This is a genomic window from Streptomyces sp. NPDC006711, from assembly GCF_042869775.1.
In the GTDB taxonomy this organism is placed as follows: domain Bacteria; phylum Actinomycetota; class Actinomycetes; order Streptomycetales; family Streptomycetaceae; genus Streptomyces.
Genome location: NZ_JBIAGO010000008.1, coordinates 18,800 through 32,962 on the forward strand (window position 1 = coordinate 18,800; position 14,163 = coordinate 32,962).

12 protein-coding genes are annotated in these 14,163 nt (G+C 72.4%); 1 reads left to right on the forward strand and 11 read right to left on the reverse strand.

Annotated features, from left to right (window positions below):
- Nucleotides 1-100: 100 nt before the first annotated feature.
- The 7 genes from tsaE to glmS form a co-directional block, all read right to left on the reverse strand.
- Complete coding sequence (tsaE, locus tag ACFYM2_RS17935; RefSeq protein ID WP_359000808.1) at nucleotides 101-610, reverse strand: tRNA (adenosine(37)-N6)-threonylcarbamoyltransferase complex ATPase subunit type 1 TsaE; 510 nt, start codon at nucleotides 608-610, stop codon at nucleotides 101-103.
- Nucleotides 579-1,814, reverse strand: a complete 1,236-nt coding sequence (locus ACFYM2_RS17940) for an alpha/beta hydrolase (RefSeq protein WP_359000811.1) — start codon at nucleotides 1,812-1,814, stop codon at nucleotides 579-581. Before ACFYM2_RS17940 ends, tsaE begins: the two co-directional genes overlap by 32 nt.
- 31 nt (nucleotides 1,815-1,845) lie before the next feature.
- Entirely contained in the window at nucleotides 1,846-3,015 is a 1,170-nt protein-coding gene (gene alr / locus ACFYM2_RS17945; protein WP_388837165.1) for an alanine racemase, read from the reverse strand.
- A 57-nt stretch (nucleotides 3,016-3,072) separates the two neighbouring features.
- A complete protein-coding gene (locus ACFYM2_RS17950) occupies nucleotides 3,073-4,152 on the reverse strand; it encodes a L,D-transpeptidase family protein (protein ID WP_388837168.1) in 1,080 nt (359 codons plus the stop codon).
- An 81-nt stretch (nucleotides 4,153-4,233) separates the two neighbouring features.
- Nucleotides 4,234-5,673, reverse strand: coding sequence for an NAD(P)H-hydrate dehydratase (locus ACFYM2_RS17955; RefSeq protein ID WP_388837171.1), 1,440 nt, complete (start codon nucleotides 5,671-5,673; stop codon nucleotides 4,234-4,236).
- Nucleotides 5,674-6,218: 545 nt separating this feature from the next.
- On the reverse strand, nucleotides 6,219-6,587 hold the full coding sequence (locus ACFYM2_RS17960; RefSeq protein WP_350232162.1) for a holo-ACP synthase: 369 nt from the start codon (nucleotides 6,585-6,587) through the stop codon (nucleotides 6,219-6,221).
- Between the two features lie 49 nt (nucleotides 6,588-6,636).
- Nucleotides 6,637-8,484: a glutamine--fructose-6-phosphate transaminase (isomerizing) gene (gene glmS / locus ACFYM2_RS17965; protein ID WP_388837174.1), complete on the reverse strand. Its 1,848-nt coding sequence runs from the start codon at nucleotides 8,482-8,484 to the stop codon at nucleotides 6,637-6,639.
- 135 nt (nucleotides 8,485-8,619) lie between these two features.
- Here glmS and coaA point away from each other — a divergent pair, with 135 nt between their 5' ends.
- Nucleotides 8,620-9,609: a type I pantothenate kinase gene (coaA, locus tag ACFYM2_RS17970; protein WP_350232159.1), complete on the forward strand. Its 990-nt coding sequence runs from the start codon at nucleotides 8,620-8,622 to the stop codon at nucleotides 9,607-9,609.
- Between the two features lie 90 nt (nucleotides 9,610-9,699).
- On the opposite strand, the gene glmM is transcribed toward coaA, so the two are convergent.
- The 4 genes from glmM to ACFYM2_RS17990 form a co-directional block, all read right to left on the reverse strand.
- Nucleotides 9,700-11,058: a phosphoglucosamine mutase gene (gene glmM, locus ACFYM2_RS17975; RefSeq protein WP_388837177.1), complete on the reverse strand. Its 1,359-nt coding sequence runs from the start codon at nucleotides 11,056-11,058 to the stop codon at nucleotides 9,700-9,702.
- A 121-nt stretch (nucleotides 11,059-11,179) separates the two neighbouring features.
- Complete coding sequence (gene rpsI, locus ACFYM2_RS17980) at nucleotides 11,180-11,698, reverse strand: 30S ribosomal protein S9 (RefSeq protein WP_350232157.1); 519 nt, start codon at nucleotides 11,696-11,698, stop codon at nucleotides 11,180-11,182.
- Nucleotides 11,699-11,742: 44 nt separating this feature from the next.
- Nucleotides 11,743-12,186: a 50S ribosomal protein L13 gene (gene rplM, locus ACFYM2_RS17985; protein WP_350232156.1), complete on the reverse strand. Its 444-nt coding sequence runs from the start codon at nucleotides 12,184-12,186 to the stop codon at nucleotides 11,743-11,745.
- Between the two features lie 273 nt (nucleotides 12,187-12,459).
- On the reverse strand, nucleotides 12,460-14,112 hold the full coding sequence (locus tag ACFYM2_RS17990) for an ABC-F family ATP-binding cassette domain-containing protein (RefSeq protein ID WP_388837180.1): 1,653 nt from the start codon (nucleotides 14,110-14,112) through the stop codon (nucleotides 12,460-12,462).
- Nucleotides 14,113-14,163: the final 51 nt, after the last annotated feature.

The following is a 14,163-nucleotide window of genomic DNA, read 5'->3' on the forward strand; positions in this document are numbered from 1 at the left end:
TCTCTTCCTCCATGTGACCACGCCCGGTGGGACCGGCGCAACATTTTGCCGACGTCTTGTCGGAATGTACGGCGCCGGGTGGCCGGACGCGGCCGCCGCGCTACAGGTTCTCGATGCCCGCGCCGGCCCAGCGGGACCCGATCCCGGTGACGGTGACCGTCCTGCGATCGTCGTCGCTGTCGCCCACGGCCCGGTGGATGAGCACCTGGAGCCGGTCCTCGGACAGGTCCTCGACCTTGCCCTCGCCCCACTCGACGACCACCACGGACTCCGGCAGCGACACGTCCAGATCCAGGTCCTCCATCTCGTCGAGCCCCCCGCCCAGCCGGTACGCGTCCACGTGCACCAGGGCGGGACCGCCGGTCAGGGAGGGGTGGACCCGGGCGATGACGAAGGTGGGCGACGTCACGGCCCCCCGTACGCCAAGGCCCTCGCCGAGGCCCCGGGTCAGGGTCGTCTTGCCCGCGCCGAGCTCCCCGGTGAGCATCACGAGGTCGCCGGGGCGGAGCAGCTTGGCGATACGGCGGCCCAACTCCTGCGTTTCGGAAGGGGAGTCGAGGGTCAGGCGGGTGCCGGCGTCAGCCGCCGGGCTGGTGTGCGGTGCTTCCATACGTCCCAACGTTAGCGGCCCCGGGGACCGCGCCGACCCGGGCGAGGAGGTCGGCGAGGCGGTCGGTGACCGTCTCGGGGTGCTCCAGCATCACCAGATGGCCGCCGTCCGGCACGATGACCAGCTCGGCGTCGGGCAGCAGATCCGCGATGGCCTCGCTGTGCGAGCTGGGCGTGACCAGATCGCGGTCGCCGGCCAGGACCAGGACGGGCACCTCGGCGAAGACGGCGAGCGCCGAGGTCTTGTCGTGCTCGGAGAAGGCCGGGTAGAACTCCGCGACGACGTCGATGGGGGTGCCCTCGATCATCCGCTCGGCGAACCGGGCGACCGCCGGGTCGACGTCCTTGGAGGAGAAGCTGTACCGCTTGATCATGCCCGCGAACAGGTCGGCCGTCGCCCGCCGCCCCCGCTCGACCAGTTCGGCCTGCGAGCCGAGCGCCCTGAGTATCCCCGGCAGCACCCGGCGCACCGCGTTGACACCGGCTACCGGGAGCCCGTAATTGACCTCGCCGAGCCTGCCCGAAGACGTGCCGACGAAGGCGACGCCGACCACCCGGTCGCGGATGAGCTCGGGGTACTGCTCGGCGAGCGCCATGATCGTCATGCCGCCCATGGAGTGGCCGACCAGGACGAGCGGGCCCTCGGGCGCCGCCGCGTCGATGACGGCCTTCAGATCGCGGCCGAGCTGGTCGATGCCGATGGGCACGCCCTCGCGCTGGGCCTTGCCCCGGTCGGAGCGGCCGTGGCTGCGCTGGTCCCAGTGGACCGTGCGCAGCACTCCGCGCAGCGCCGCCCGCTGGAAGTGCCAGGAGTCCTGGCTGAGGCAGTAGCCGTGCGAGAACACCACGGTGACCGGGGCCGGCGCCTTGCGCCCGAACAGGCGGCGCTTGCGCGGGGCGTTGGCGCCCGGCTCCGGCTCGACCTCGTCGCTCTCGTAGTAGAGGACGGTGCCGTCGTCGGCCACCGCCTTGCCCGGCATCCCGCGCAGCGCGCCGTAGGGGCCCGTCGCGTCCAGCGCGAGCCGTGCCTTCCTGCGCATGCCGCGCCCCACGGTCAGCCGCTCCATGGCGACGCCCGCCGCGGCCCCGGCCGCGACCACGCCTATCGCGGCGCCCGCGATACCGGCGCGGCGCCAGCTGCCGGCCACCGTCTGGACGTCCTTGACTGCGGATACGACGGCGTCCCCCGTGCTGGTCTCGCTCACCGTGCCGCTCCGCTCCTGCTCGTCGCCGCTCTTACGCTTGCTCGTCCACCGACTGGTCCGCCGTCTCGTTCACATAGACGCGCGGAACCCGGGCGCCGATGCGCGTGACGATCTCGTACGCGATGGTGCCGGCCGCCCGCGCCCAGTCCTCGGCCGTCGGCTCCCCCTGATCGCCCGGGCCGAACAGGACGGCGCGCGCGCCCGGCTCGACCATGTCCCCCTCAAGGTCGACCACGAACTGGTCCATGGCAACGCGGCCCGCCGCGGTGCGCACCTTTCCGCCCACCAGGACCGGGCCCCGGCCCGACGCGTGCCGGGGAATGCCGTCGGCGTACCCGAGCGGGACCAGACCGAGGGTGGTCTCGCCCTCGGTGACGTACTGATGCCCGTAACTGACGCCGTGACCCGCCGGTACGTGCTTGGCGAGCGCGACGGACGCCGAGAGCGTCATGACGGGCCGCAGGCCCAGCTCGCGCGAGGTGCCGAGCTCGGGCGACGGGGAGACGCCGTACAGGGCGATGCCGGTGCGGACGAGGTCGAAGTGGGACTCGGGGAGCGTGAGGGTGGCCGGGGAGTTGGCGATGTGCCGCACCTCGGGGGTGACGCCCGCCTTCTCCGCGTACGCCGTCATCTCCTGGAACACCGCGAGCTGGGCCGCGATCGAGGGGTGGCCCGGCTCGTCGGCGCACGCGAAGTGCGACCACAGGCCGGTGACCTCGACGCCGGGGGCGGCCAGGGCCGCGTGCACCAGTTCCGGCCAGTCGGCGGGCTGGCAGCCGTTGCGGCCGAGGCCGGTGTCGGCCTTGAGCTGGACCCTGGCCGTGCGTCCGGCGGCGCGGGCGGCGTCCGTCACCTCGCGCAGCGCCCACAGCCCGCTCACCGAGACGTCGATGTCCGCCTCGATCGCGTCGCGCCAGGGGTCGCCCGGCGTCCACAGCCAGCACATCATGGGGCCGGTCACTCCGGCCGCGCGCAGCGCCAGCGCCTCCTGGGGCGTCGCGGTGCCGATCCAGTCGGCGCCGGCCGCGAGGGCCGCCCGTGCGCACGGCAGCGCGCCGTGCCCGTAGCCGTCCGCCTTCACCACGGCCATGAGCCGCGCGCCCGGTGAACAGGCGCGCAGCGTCCGGACGTTGGCACGCAGCGCGCCCAGGTCGATCTCGGCGCGGGCGCGCGCGGCGGGGTATTGAGTCATCGCGGTCATCGCGCCCAGTCTCTCAGAGCGTACGAGGACTAGGCCTGTGCCCCGGGCCACACCCGCTCAGGTGCCCTCGCGATGCCCCCAGACATAGACGCCGTCACCGGTGCGCAGGGCGCCCCACAGGCCGCGCGCGTCGGGCAGCGTGAGGTTCACACAGCCCTGGCTGCCGACGGTCGTGTACACGCTCTGGTAGATCGCGTGGAAGGCCTGGCCGCCGTCGAAGAACTGGGCGTACGGCATCGACTGGTGGTAGATCGTCGACCAGTGGTTCTTGTGCCGCCAGTAGATCTTGTGCCAGCCGCCACGGGTGGGCAGGGAGGCCCGTCCGCTGCGGATGGGGACGGGACCGAACGTCACCTTCTTGCCGGTCTGCACCCACATCAGCTGCCGCGCGAGGTCGACGCACGCCACCCGGGTCTTCTTCACGGGGCACTTGTGGGCGGCGTTGGGGTTCTTGCGCGCGGACAGGAACTGCATCCGCGACCAGGTGACCGGGCCCGCGAATCCGATGGCCGGTGAGATGTGCTGCGCCAGCTGGAACTTGCGGATGGCGGCGCAGTCGGCGGGCGACTGCCGGCCGTCCGCCCTGAGCCCGAGCCAGCGCTCGATCTGGCGCTGGTGCGGCCCGGTCTTGGCGGTGCAGCTGCCCGGCTTGGCGGCCGTCTCACTGGCCGGCACGTACTCGACGAGCCGGTAGGCGTCCGCCGCCGCCTCGGCGGGCTCGGCCCGGTCCTCGTCGGAGCTCGGCTGGTAGACGACCGGCGCCAGCGCCTGGTCGGGCGTGTCGAGCGGCCCCGCGGACGCGTCCTGCGGCACGCCCGGCACGAGCACGTCGCCCGCCGCGGTGCCGGGGGCGGGTGCGGGTGCGGTGCCGGGGGCGGGTGCGGTGCCGGGTTTGGCGGCATTCGGCGCGGTGCCGGCCGGGGGCGTGGTGGCGTTCGGCGCGGTGGCGCCGGGGGCGGTGCTGTTCGGCGCGGTGGTGCCGGGGTTCGGCGGGGCGGGGGCCACGGGTCTGAGGTTGGCCGGGGGCGGGGGGTCGCCGGGGGCGGGCGCTGCGGCGCCGAGGGCGAGGGCGGCGGCGAGCACGAGGCCGCAGGCGCCCCATTTCCTGCCCTTTGTACGCAGATGTTCTTTTCTCATATGCCCAGAGAACCCCGGGCGTACGGCGTGTCGCGGAAGCCGCGCGGCAGATGTCACCCTGGGAGTCCTCGCGGGCGGGGCCTACCGCCGGTCGAGGGCCGAGGCCGCGTCCCGCCACGCGTCCGGAACCGCCTCCGCCACCGCGTACGCGCTCGTCGGCGCGCCCCGCGCCGCCAGCCGTCCGGCCAGCCCGTGCAGATACGCCGCCACGGCCCCGGCGTCCCGTCCCCCGAGCCCCGCCGCGAGCAGCGATCCCGCGAGCCCGGACAACACGTCCCCGCTGCCCGCCGTGGCCAGCCACGCCGTCCCCGTCGCGTTGGCCCGCACCGGCGAACCCGCCTCTGCGACCAGCGTGGTCGACCCCTTCAGGAGCACCGTCGCGCCGAACCGCTCGGCCAGCTCCCGCACCGACGCCAGCCGTTCCGCCTCGACCCGCTCGCGCGCGACCCCGAGCAGCGCCGCCGCCTCCCCCGCGTGCGGCGTGAGCAGGGTGGCCGCCGAGCGGGCCCGTACCGTCTCGGGGTCCAGCCCGCGCAGCCCGTCCGCGTCCACCAGGACCGGCACGTCCGACGCCAGGACTTCGGCCACGGCCTGCCCCTGGCCCTCGCCGAGCCCCGGCCCCACCACCCACGCCTGCACCCGCCCGGCCTTGGCGGGCGAGCCGTCCGACACCAGGGTCTCGGGGAAGCGGGCGATCACCGCGTCGCCGCCGGGCCCGGCATACCGCACCGCCCCCGCGCCGCCCCGCAGCGCGCCGGCCACCGCGAGCACGGCCGCCCCCGGGTAGCGCGCGGACCCGGCGACGATCCCGACGACCCCCCTGCGGTACTTGTCGCTCTCGCCGCCCGGCGTGGGCAACAGGCCGGCCACGTCGGCGTGTTGCAGCGCCTCGATGTCCGGTACGGAGGGCAGGTCGAGCCCGATGGGGATCAGCCGTACGGTCCCCGCGTACTCCCGTGCGGGGTCGATGAGCAGGCCCGGCTTGTACGCGCCGAACGTGACGGTCACGTCCGCCCGCAGCGCCTCGCCCGCCACCTCGCCGGTGGAGGCGTCCACGCCGCTGGGCAGATCGACGGCGACGACCAGCGCGCCGGAGCCGCGGGCGGCCCGGGCCAGGGGGACGGCGTCGGGACGCAGGCCGCCGCGGCCTCCGATGCCGGTGATGCCGTCCAGTACGAGGTCGGGGGCGGCCAGGACGTCGAACGGGTCGTCGGCGACGCGGCCGCCGGCCCGCTTCAGGGCGGCGAGGCCGTCGGGGTGGGCGCGGTCGGGGCTGAGCAGCACGGCGTGCACGGCGGCGCCCCTGCGGGCCAGGCGAGCTCCCGCGTACAGCGTGTCGCCGCCGTTGTCCCCGCTGCCGACGAGCAGCACGACGCGGGCGCCGTAGACCCGGCCCAGCAGATCGGCGCAGGCCGCGGCGAGGCCTGCGGCGGCGCGGTGCATGAGGGTGCCGGCGGGGAGGCGCCGAATGAGGTCGGCCTCGGCGGCCCGAACGATGTCCACGCGATAAGCAGTACGCATAAGCCCACTCTTACCCCGTCCGACCCGGCGACCATATCCACGCCGCCCGCCGCAACCCTGCCGGGGGGCACGGAGAGCAGGCTGAGGTCGCCCACGCGGACCAGCACGGACCCCTCCAGGGGCGCGGAGGGGGCAGGCTGAGGATGCCGGTCCGGGCCAGCGCCGAGTAGTCAGGGGCGCGGGGAACTGCGCGAGGAGCGACCACGGCCCGCAGCCAGGGTCCCTGGGGCTCCGCCCCAGACCCCATTCGCGCTGAACGCGCTCGTCCTCAATCGCCGGACAGGCTGAAGTTGCCGATGCGGGCCGGCACCAACCCCGCCAGGGGCGCGGGGAACTGCGCGAGAAGCGACCACCACCCGCAGCCGAGCCCCCTGGGGCTCCGCCCCAGACCCCGTTCGCGCTGAACGCGCTCGTCCTCAAACGCCGGACAGGCTGAGGATGCCGGCCCGGGCCAGCACCAACCCCTCCAGGGGCGCGAGCAACCACGCACGGTCCGCGGGCCCACGGACCCCCGGAGGGTCTGGGGAAGGGGCGGGGTGGGGAACCTAACCCTCCGCGATCACCACCGCGGACGCCACCCCCGCATCATGGCTGAGCGAAACATGCCAATGCCGAACCCCCAGCTCCGCCGCCCGCGCCGCCACCGACCCGCGGACGCGAAGCCGCGGCTGCCCACTCCCCTCCACATACACCTCCGCATCCGTCCACAACAGCCCCGCCGGCGCCCCCAGCGCCTTCGCCAGCGCCTCCTTCGCCGCGAAGCGGACCGCCAGCGAGGCGACGCCGCGCCGCTCGCCCCCGGGCAGCAGCAACTCGCTCTCCACGAACAGCCGCCGCAGCATCGCGGGCGTCCGCGCGATGGACGCCCCGAACCGCTCGATCTCGGCCACGTCGATCCCGACCCCGATGATCACTCGACCCCTCCCTCAACCACGTCGTCCAACTCCCGCGTCGCCCCGCCGCTCACTCCACCGTCACGGACTTGGCCAGGTTGCGCGGCTGGTCCACCTCGTTGCCGCGCGCCGTCGCCAGCTCGCACGCGAAGACCTGGAGCGGCACCGTGGCCACCAGCGGCTGGAGCAGCGTGGGCGTCGCCGGGACGCGGATGAGGTGATCGGCGTACGGGACGACCGCCTCGTCGCCCTCCTCGGCGATCACGATCGTCCTTGCCCCGCGCGCCCTGATCTCCTGGATGTTGGAGACGATCTTGTCATGCAGGACCGAGCGCCCGCGCGGTGAGGGAACGACCACGACCACCGGCAGGTCCGGCTCGATCAGCGCGATCGGCCCGTGCTTGAGCTCCCCCGCCGCGAACCCCTCCGCGTGCATGTACGCCAGCTCCTTGAGCTTGAGCGCGCCTTCGAGGGCGACGGGGTAGCCCACGTGCCGGCCGAGGAAGAGCACCGTGTTCTTCGCGGCCAGCGAGCGCGCCAACTCCCGTACGGGCTCCATGGTTTCGAGCACCCGGTCGACCTCGGTGGCGATCTCGGCGAGGTCGCGCACGACGTCCCCGACCTCGTCGCCCCACTTGGTGCCGCGCACCTGGCCGAGGTACAGCGCGACGAGGTAGCAGGCCACCAGCTGGGTCAGGAACGCCTTCGTCGAGGCGACCGCCACCTCGGGGCCCGCGTGGGTGTACAGGACGGCGTCCGACTCGCGCGGGATGGTCGAGCCGTTGGTGTTGCAGATCGCGAGCACCTTGGCGCCCTGCTCGCGGGCGTGGCGCAGCGCCATCAGGGTGTCCATGGTCTCGCCGGACTGCGAGATGGCGATGACCAGGGTGCGCTGGTCGAGGATCGGGTCGCGGTAGCGGAACTCGCTGGCCAGCTCCGTCTCGCAGGGGATCCGCGTCCAGTGCTCGATGGCCAGCTTCGCGATCATGCCCGCGTGGTGGGCGGTCCCGCACGCCACGACGACGACCTTGTCCACCTCGCGCAGCACCGCGTGCGGGATGCGCAGCTCGTCCAGGGTGAGCGAGCCCGCCCCGTCGATCCGCCCGAGCAGGGTGTCGGCCACGGCCTTGGGCTGCTCGGCGATCTCCTTGAGCATGAAGTAGTCGTAGCCGCCCTTCTCGGCGGCGCTCGCGTCCCAGTCCACGTGGTAGGCCCGGGTCTCGGCCGGCGCGCCCTCGAAGTCGGTGACCACCACCGAGTCCCGGCGCACCTCCACCACCTGGTCCTGGCCCAGCTCGATCGCGGAGCGGGTGTGCGCGATGAACGCGGCGACGTCGGAGGCGAGGAAGGCCTCGCCCTCGCCGACGCCCACCACGAGCGGCGAGTTGCGCCGCGCGCCCACCACCACGTCCGGCTCGTCGGCGTGCACGGCCACCAGCGTGAACGCGCCTTCCAGGCGGCGGCACACCTGGCGCATGGCTTCGGCCAGGTCCTGCGCGGAGGAGCAGCACTCGGCGAGCAGGTGCGCCACGACCTCGGTGTCCGTCTCGGACTCCAGCTGGTGGCCGCGCTCGGCCAGTTCGGCCCGCAGCGCCGCGAAGTTCTCGATGATCCCGTTGTGCACGACGGCGACCCGCCCGGCGTTGTCCAGGTGCGGATGCGCGTTGGCGTCCGTCGGCCCGCCGTGCGTGGCCCAGCGGGTGTGCCCGATGCCGGCCGCCCCGGCGGGCAGCGGCGCCTCCAGGAGCGCCTTCTCCAGGTTGACCAGCTTCCCGGCCTTCTTCGCCCCGGCGAGCCCGCCGTCGGAGAGCACCGCGACACCCGCCGAGTCGTACCCGCGGTACTCAAGGCGCTTCAGGCCCGCGAGCACGACGTCAAGCGCCGACTGCCCGCCCACATAACCCACGATTCCGCACATGGCGGCAGCCTACGACCGCCGCCCCCCGTTTCGGCCGCAGCCGAGCCAGTCCGGCCCTTCGTCCGGATTTCGTGGCGTACGGCAAGTGACCCACCCCACCCCCCACGCACGTCATACAGCCGCAACAATGGAGGCGTGATCACTTCGCCGCCACGGAGCGCCCACCGCAAGCCGGAGGCGACTCCCTACGTGGACCTGACGCGCGCAGAGTGGAGCGCGCTGCGCGACAAGACGCCGTTGCCGCTGACCGCCGAGGAGGTCGAGCGGCTGCGCGGGCTCGGCGACGTCATCGACCTCGACGAGGTGCGCGACATCTATCTGCCCCTGTCGCGGCTCCTGAACCTGTACGTGGAGGCCACCGCCCATCTGCGCGGCACCCTCAACACCTTCCTGGGCGACGCGGGCAACGGGCACGGCACCCAGCGCGGCACCCCGTTCGTCATAGGGGTCGCGGGCTCCGTGGCGGTCGGCAAGTCGACGGTGGCGCGTCTTTTGCAGGCGCTGCTCGCCCGCTGGCCCGAGCACCCGCGGGTCGAGCTGGTCACCACGGACGGCTTCCTGTACCCGATGGCGGAGCTGGAGCGGCGCGGCCTGATGTCGCGCAAGGGCTTCCCCGAGTCCTACGACCGCCGGGCGCTCACCCGGTTCGTCGCGGACATCAAGGCGGGCAAGGACGAGGTCACCGCCCCCGTCTACTCGCACCTCATCTACGACATCGTGCCCGACGAGCGCCTTGTGGTGCGCCGGCCCGACATCCTCATCGTCGAAGGCCTCAACGTCCTCCAGCCCGCGCTGCCCGGCCAGGACGGCCGCACCCGGGTGGGCCTCGCGGACTACTTCGACTTCAGCGTCTACGTGGACGCCCGCACCGAGGACATCGAGACCTGGTACCTCAACCGGTTCCGCAAGCTGCGCGACACCGCCTTCCAGAACCCGTTCTCGTACTTCCGCAAGTACACCCAGGTCTCCGAGGAGGAAGCCCTCGACTACGCCCGTACGACCTGGCGGACCATCAACCGGCCCAACCTGGTGGAGAACGTGGCGCCCACGCGCGGCAGGGCCAACCTCGTCGTGCGCAAGGGACCCGATCACAAGATCCAGAAGATCTCCCTGCGCAAGCTCTGACGGCGCGAGATCTTCTGACGCCTCGTCAGGTACGAAAGCGCCGGCCCTCGCCGGGGGTTCCCGGGGAGGGCCGACGCTTCGTCGACTCACCTAGCCCAGCGTCGACTTGACCACATCCGCGAGGCGCCCGGCGACCGCGCGGGCCTGCTCGATGTCGGCGGCCTCGACCATCACGCGTACCAGCGGCTCGGTGCCCGAGGGGCGCAGCAGCACCCGCCCGGTGGCGCCCAGCTCGCGCTCGGCCTCGTTGACCGCGACGCCCAGCTCGGCGCAGGTGGCCACGCGGGACTTGTCCACGTCGGGGACGTTGACCAGGACCTGCGGCAGGCGCGTCATGACCCCGGCGAGGTCGGCCAGCGTACGGCCGGTCGCGGCGAGGCGGGCGGCCAGCATCAGACCGGTCAGCGTGCCGTCGCCGGTGGTGGCGTGGTCCAGGATGATCACGTGGCCGGACTGCTCGCCGCCCAGCGCGTACCCGTGCTCCTTCATCGACTCCAGGACGTAGCGGTCGCCCACGCCGGTCTGGACGAGCTGGATGCCCTCGGCCTCCATGGCGAGCTTGAAGCCGAGGTTGGACATCACGGTGCCGACGACGGTGTTGCCCCGCAGCGTGCCCGCCTCGCGCATGGCGAGCGCGAGCACCGCGAGGATCTGGTCGCCGTCGACCTCGTTGCCGTCGGCGTCCACAGCCAGGCAGCGGTCGGCGTCGCCGTCGTGCGCGATGCCGAGGTCGGCGCCGTGCTCCACGACGGCCGCCTTCAGGAGGTCGAGGTGGGTGGAGCCGCAGCCGTCGTTGATGTTGAGCCCGTCCGGCTCGGCGCCGATCGTGACGACCTCCGCGCCGGCCCGCGCGAACGCCTCGGGCGAGACCCGCGCGGCCGCGCCGTGCGCCTCGTCCAGGACGACCTTCAGGCCGTCGAGACGGTTGGGCAGCACCCCGATGAGGTGGGCGACGTACCGGTCGAAGCCCTCCTTGTACGAGCGGACCCGGCCCACGCCCGCGCCGGTCGGCCGCTCCCACGGCTCGCCCGTGCGGTGCTGCTCGTAGATCGACTCGATGCGGTCCTCCAGCTCGTCGGCGAGCTTGTGGCCGCCGCGCGCGAAGAACTTGACACCGTTGTCCGGCATGGCGTTGTGGCTGGCGGAGAGCATCACGCCGAGGTCGGCGCCCAGCACACCGGTGAGGTACGCCACCGCGGGGGTGGGCAGCACACCGACCCGCAGGACGTCCACGCCCGCGCTCGCCAGGCCCGCCACGACCGCGGCCTCAAGGAACTCTCCGGACGCCCGGGGGTCACGCCCGACCACGGCGGTCGGCCGATGCCCCTCGAAGGTCCCCGCTTCGGCGAGCACATGTGCCGCCGCGACCGACAGACCGAGCGCGAGCTCAGCCGTCAGATCCGAGTTGGCGACACCGCGCACGCCGTCCGTGCCGAAGAGTCGTCCCACGTCTGTCCTCCGAGAAACTGAAAATGCGGGGTAGATAACTGCGGGGGGTGAATAGACGAACGCCCCGGCAGCACGGAGAGTGCTGCCGGGGCGAACGAGAGCCGTAGTGGCAGGCGCGGATTTAGCGCTTGCTGTACTGCGGAGCCTTGCGGGCCTTCTTGAGACCGGCCTTCTTGCGCTCGACCGCACGGTCGTCGCGGGAGAGGAAGCCGGCCTTCTTCAGGGTGGCGCGGTTGTTGTCCACGTCGGCCTCGTTCAGCGCGCGGGCCACGCCGAGGCGCAGGGCGCCGGCCTGACCGGACACGCCACCACCCGAGATGCGGGCGACGACGTCGTAGCGGTTGTCGAGCTCGAGCACCTTGAAGGGCTCGTTGACTTCCTGCTGGTGGACCTTGTTCGGGAAGTAGTCCTCGAGCGTACGCCCGTTGATCTTCCACTTGCCGGTGCCCGGAACGATCCGGACACGCGCGATGGCGTTCTTGCGACGGCCCAGGCCGGCGGCCGGCTGCGGGTCGCCGAAGCGGGACGCCATCGACTCGGTGGTGTACTCGCCCTCGACGGGGACCTCGGACTCGAAGGTGGTGACCTCCGCGTAGGTCTCTTCGCCCTCGATGGGGGTCTCGACAGTGGTCTCGGCCACGATGCTCCTCAGATTCTTTTCTGTCTTAGGGGGTGTGGCCGGAACTACTGCGCGACCTGGGTGATCTCGAACGGCACCGGCTGCTGGGCAGCGTGGGGGTGCTGGTCGCCCGAGTAGACCTTCAGCTTCGAGAGCATCTGACGGCCCAGGGTGTTCTTGGGGATCATGCCCTTGATGGCCTTCTCGACGGCCTTCTCCGGGTTGTTCGCCAGGAGGTCGTCGTAGCGGACCGCGCGGAGACCGCCCGGGTAGCCGGAGTGACGGTAGGCCATCTTCTGGGTCTTCTTGTTGCCGGACAGGTGAACCTTGTCGGCGTTGATGATGATGACGAAGTCACCCATGTCCATGTGGGGCGCATACACGGGCTTGTGCTTGCCCCGGAGGAGGTTCGCGGCGGTGGTCGCCAGACGACCCAGGACGACGTCCCGGGCGTCAATGACGTGCCACTGGCGAGAGATGTCGCCGGGCTTGGGGCTGTACGTACGCACTTAGTAGCCTTCGCTTCTTCAGTGGATGGGGTCCAGACACATTGCACCCTGAAGCGATATGCAGCTGGGACTCACAGTGCCGGGGACGCTGCCCGTATGCGAGTCACTGGTAACTGCTCCAGAGAACCTGCGTAGAGGCCCCTAGCGTGCAACCGCCTGAGCCAATACGCATAACAAACCAGAAGACTACCCGGGCGCACCCGGGTGGGTCAAAACCACCCCGGCGCCACCGGACCCGGATCCGGCGGCACCCGCCCTGGCCTCCGCGAACGGCTAGCGCGCCCGCTCCACCCGGCGCTCGTCCCACACCGGCTCCGGCGTCTCGCGCACCACGCCGTCCGAGCCGAAGACCAGATAGCGGTCGAACGACTTCGAGAACCAGCGGTCGTGGGTGACGGCGAGCACCGTCCCGTCGTAGGACTCAAGGCCGTCCTGGAGCGCTTCCGCCGACTCCAGGTCCAGGTTGTCGGTGGGCTCGTCCAGGAGCAGCGCGGTGGTGCCGGCCAGTTCGAGGAGCAGGATCTGGAAGCGGGCCTGCTGGCCGCCGGACAGCTTCTCGAAGGGCTGGTCGCCCTGGCGCTCCAGTTCGTAGCGGCGCAGCACCGCCATCGCGGCCCCGCGGTCCTTGGCGAGCTCGGACCACAGGATGTCCACCAGGGTGCGCCCAAGGAGCTCCGGGTGGGCGTGGGTCTGCGCGAAGTGCCCCGGCACCACGCGCGCGCCGAGCTTGAAGGTGCCGGTGTGGGCCACGTCCTGCCCCGCGAGCAGCCGCAGGAAGTGCGACTTGCCCGAGCCGTTGGAGCCGAGGACCGCGACGCGCTCGCCATAGAAGACCTCCAGCGAGAACGGCTTCATCAGACCGGTCAGCTCAAGGTTCTCGCAGGTCAGCGCCCGTACGCCGGTGCGGCCGCCGCGCAGCCGCATCCGGATCTCCTGCTCGCGCGGCGGCTCGGGCGGCGGCCCCGCGTCCTCGAACCTCTTGAAGCGGGTCTGCATCGCGTGGTAGCGCGAGGCCATGTCGGGGCTGCTGGCGGCCTGGTTGCGCAGCCTGAGCACCAGCGCCTTGAGGCGGGCGTGCTCCTCGTCCCAGCGGCGCTTCAGCTCCTCGAAGCGCGCGAACCGCTCGCGGCGCGCCTCGTGGTAGGTGTCGAAGCCGCCGCCGTGCACCCACACGTCCGTCCCCGCCGGGCTCGGCTCCAGGCTCACGATCCGCTCGGCGGCCCGCGACAGCAGCTCCCGGTCGTGCGAGACGAACAGGACCGTCTTACGGGTCTCCCGCAGCCGCTCCTCCAGCCAGCGCTTGCCGGGTACGTCCAGATAGTTGTCCGGCTCGTCCAGGAGCAGCACCTCGTCCGGCCCCCGCAGCAGCGCTTCGAGCACGAGCCGCTTCTGCTCACCACCGCTGAGCGTGCGCACCTCGCGGAACTGCGCCTTGTCGTACGGCATCCCGAGCGCGGCCATGGTGCACATGTCCCACACCGTCTCGGCCTCGTAGCCGTGCGCTTCCGCCCAGTCGCTGAGCGCCTGCGCGTACTTCATCTGCGCGGCCTCGTCGTCCACCGTCATGCTGTGCTCATCCGGGGGACACCCCCGGACCCCCATGAGATGCTCCGCCGCGTCCACCTCGGCAGCCGCCGCCCTGATCCTCGGCTGCGCCACAGAAATCAGCAGGTCACGCACCGTACGCTCGTCGCGCACCGAACCGACGAACTGCGGCATGACGCCGAGCCCGCCGCTCACCGACACCGAGCCGCCGTGCGGCTGGAGCTCGCCGGAGATCATGCGCAGCAGCGTCGTCTTGCCGGCCCCGTTGGCGCCGACCAGGGCCACCACCGAGCCCTCCGCCACCCGGAACGACGCGTCGCCGAGCAGCACCCGCCCGTCCGGCAGGTAGTACTCCAGGTGTGCGGCCTCCAGATGTCCCATGGGCGGATTGTCGCCCACCCGCCGCCCGCTTGAACAATCGAATTAGGATGC

Coding starts and splice junctions, on each gene's coding strand:
- tsaE (WP_359000808.1), bottom strand. CDS start 610: ATGGAAGCACCGCACACCAGCCCGGCGGCTGACGCCGGCACCCGCCTG.
- alr (WP_388837165.1), bottom strand. CDS start 3,015: ATGACCGCGATGACTCAATACCCCGCCGCGCGCGCCCGCGCCGAGATC.
- ACFYM2_RS17950 (WP_388837168.1), bottom strand. CDS start 4,152: ATGAGAAAAGAACATCTGCGTACAAAGGGCAGGAAATGGGGCGCCTGC.
- ACFYM2_RS17955 (WP_388837171.1), bottom strand. CDS start 5,673: ATGCGTACTGCTTATCGCGTGGACATCGTTCGGGCCGCCGAGGCCGAC.
- glmS (WP_388837174.1), bottom strand. CDS start 8,484: ATGTGCGGAATCGTGGGTTATGTGGGCGGGCAGTCGGCGCTTGACGTC.
- ACFYM2_RS17990 (WP_388837180.1), bottom strand. CDS start 14,112: ATGGGACATCTGGAGGCCGCACACCTGGAGTACTACCTGCCGGACGGG.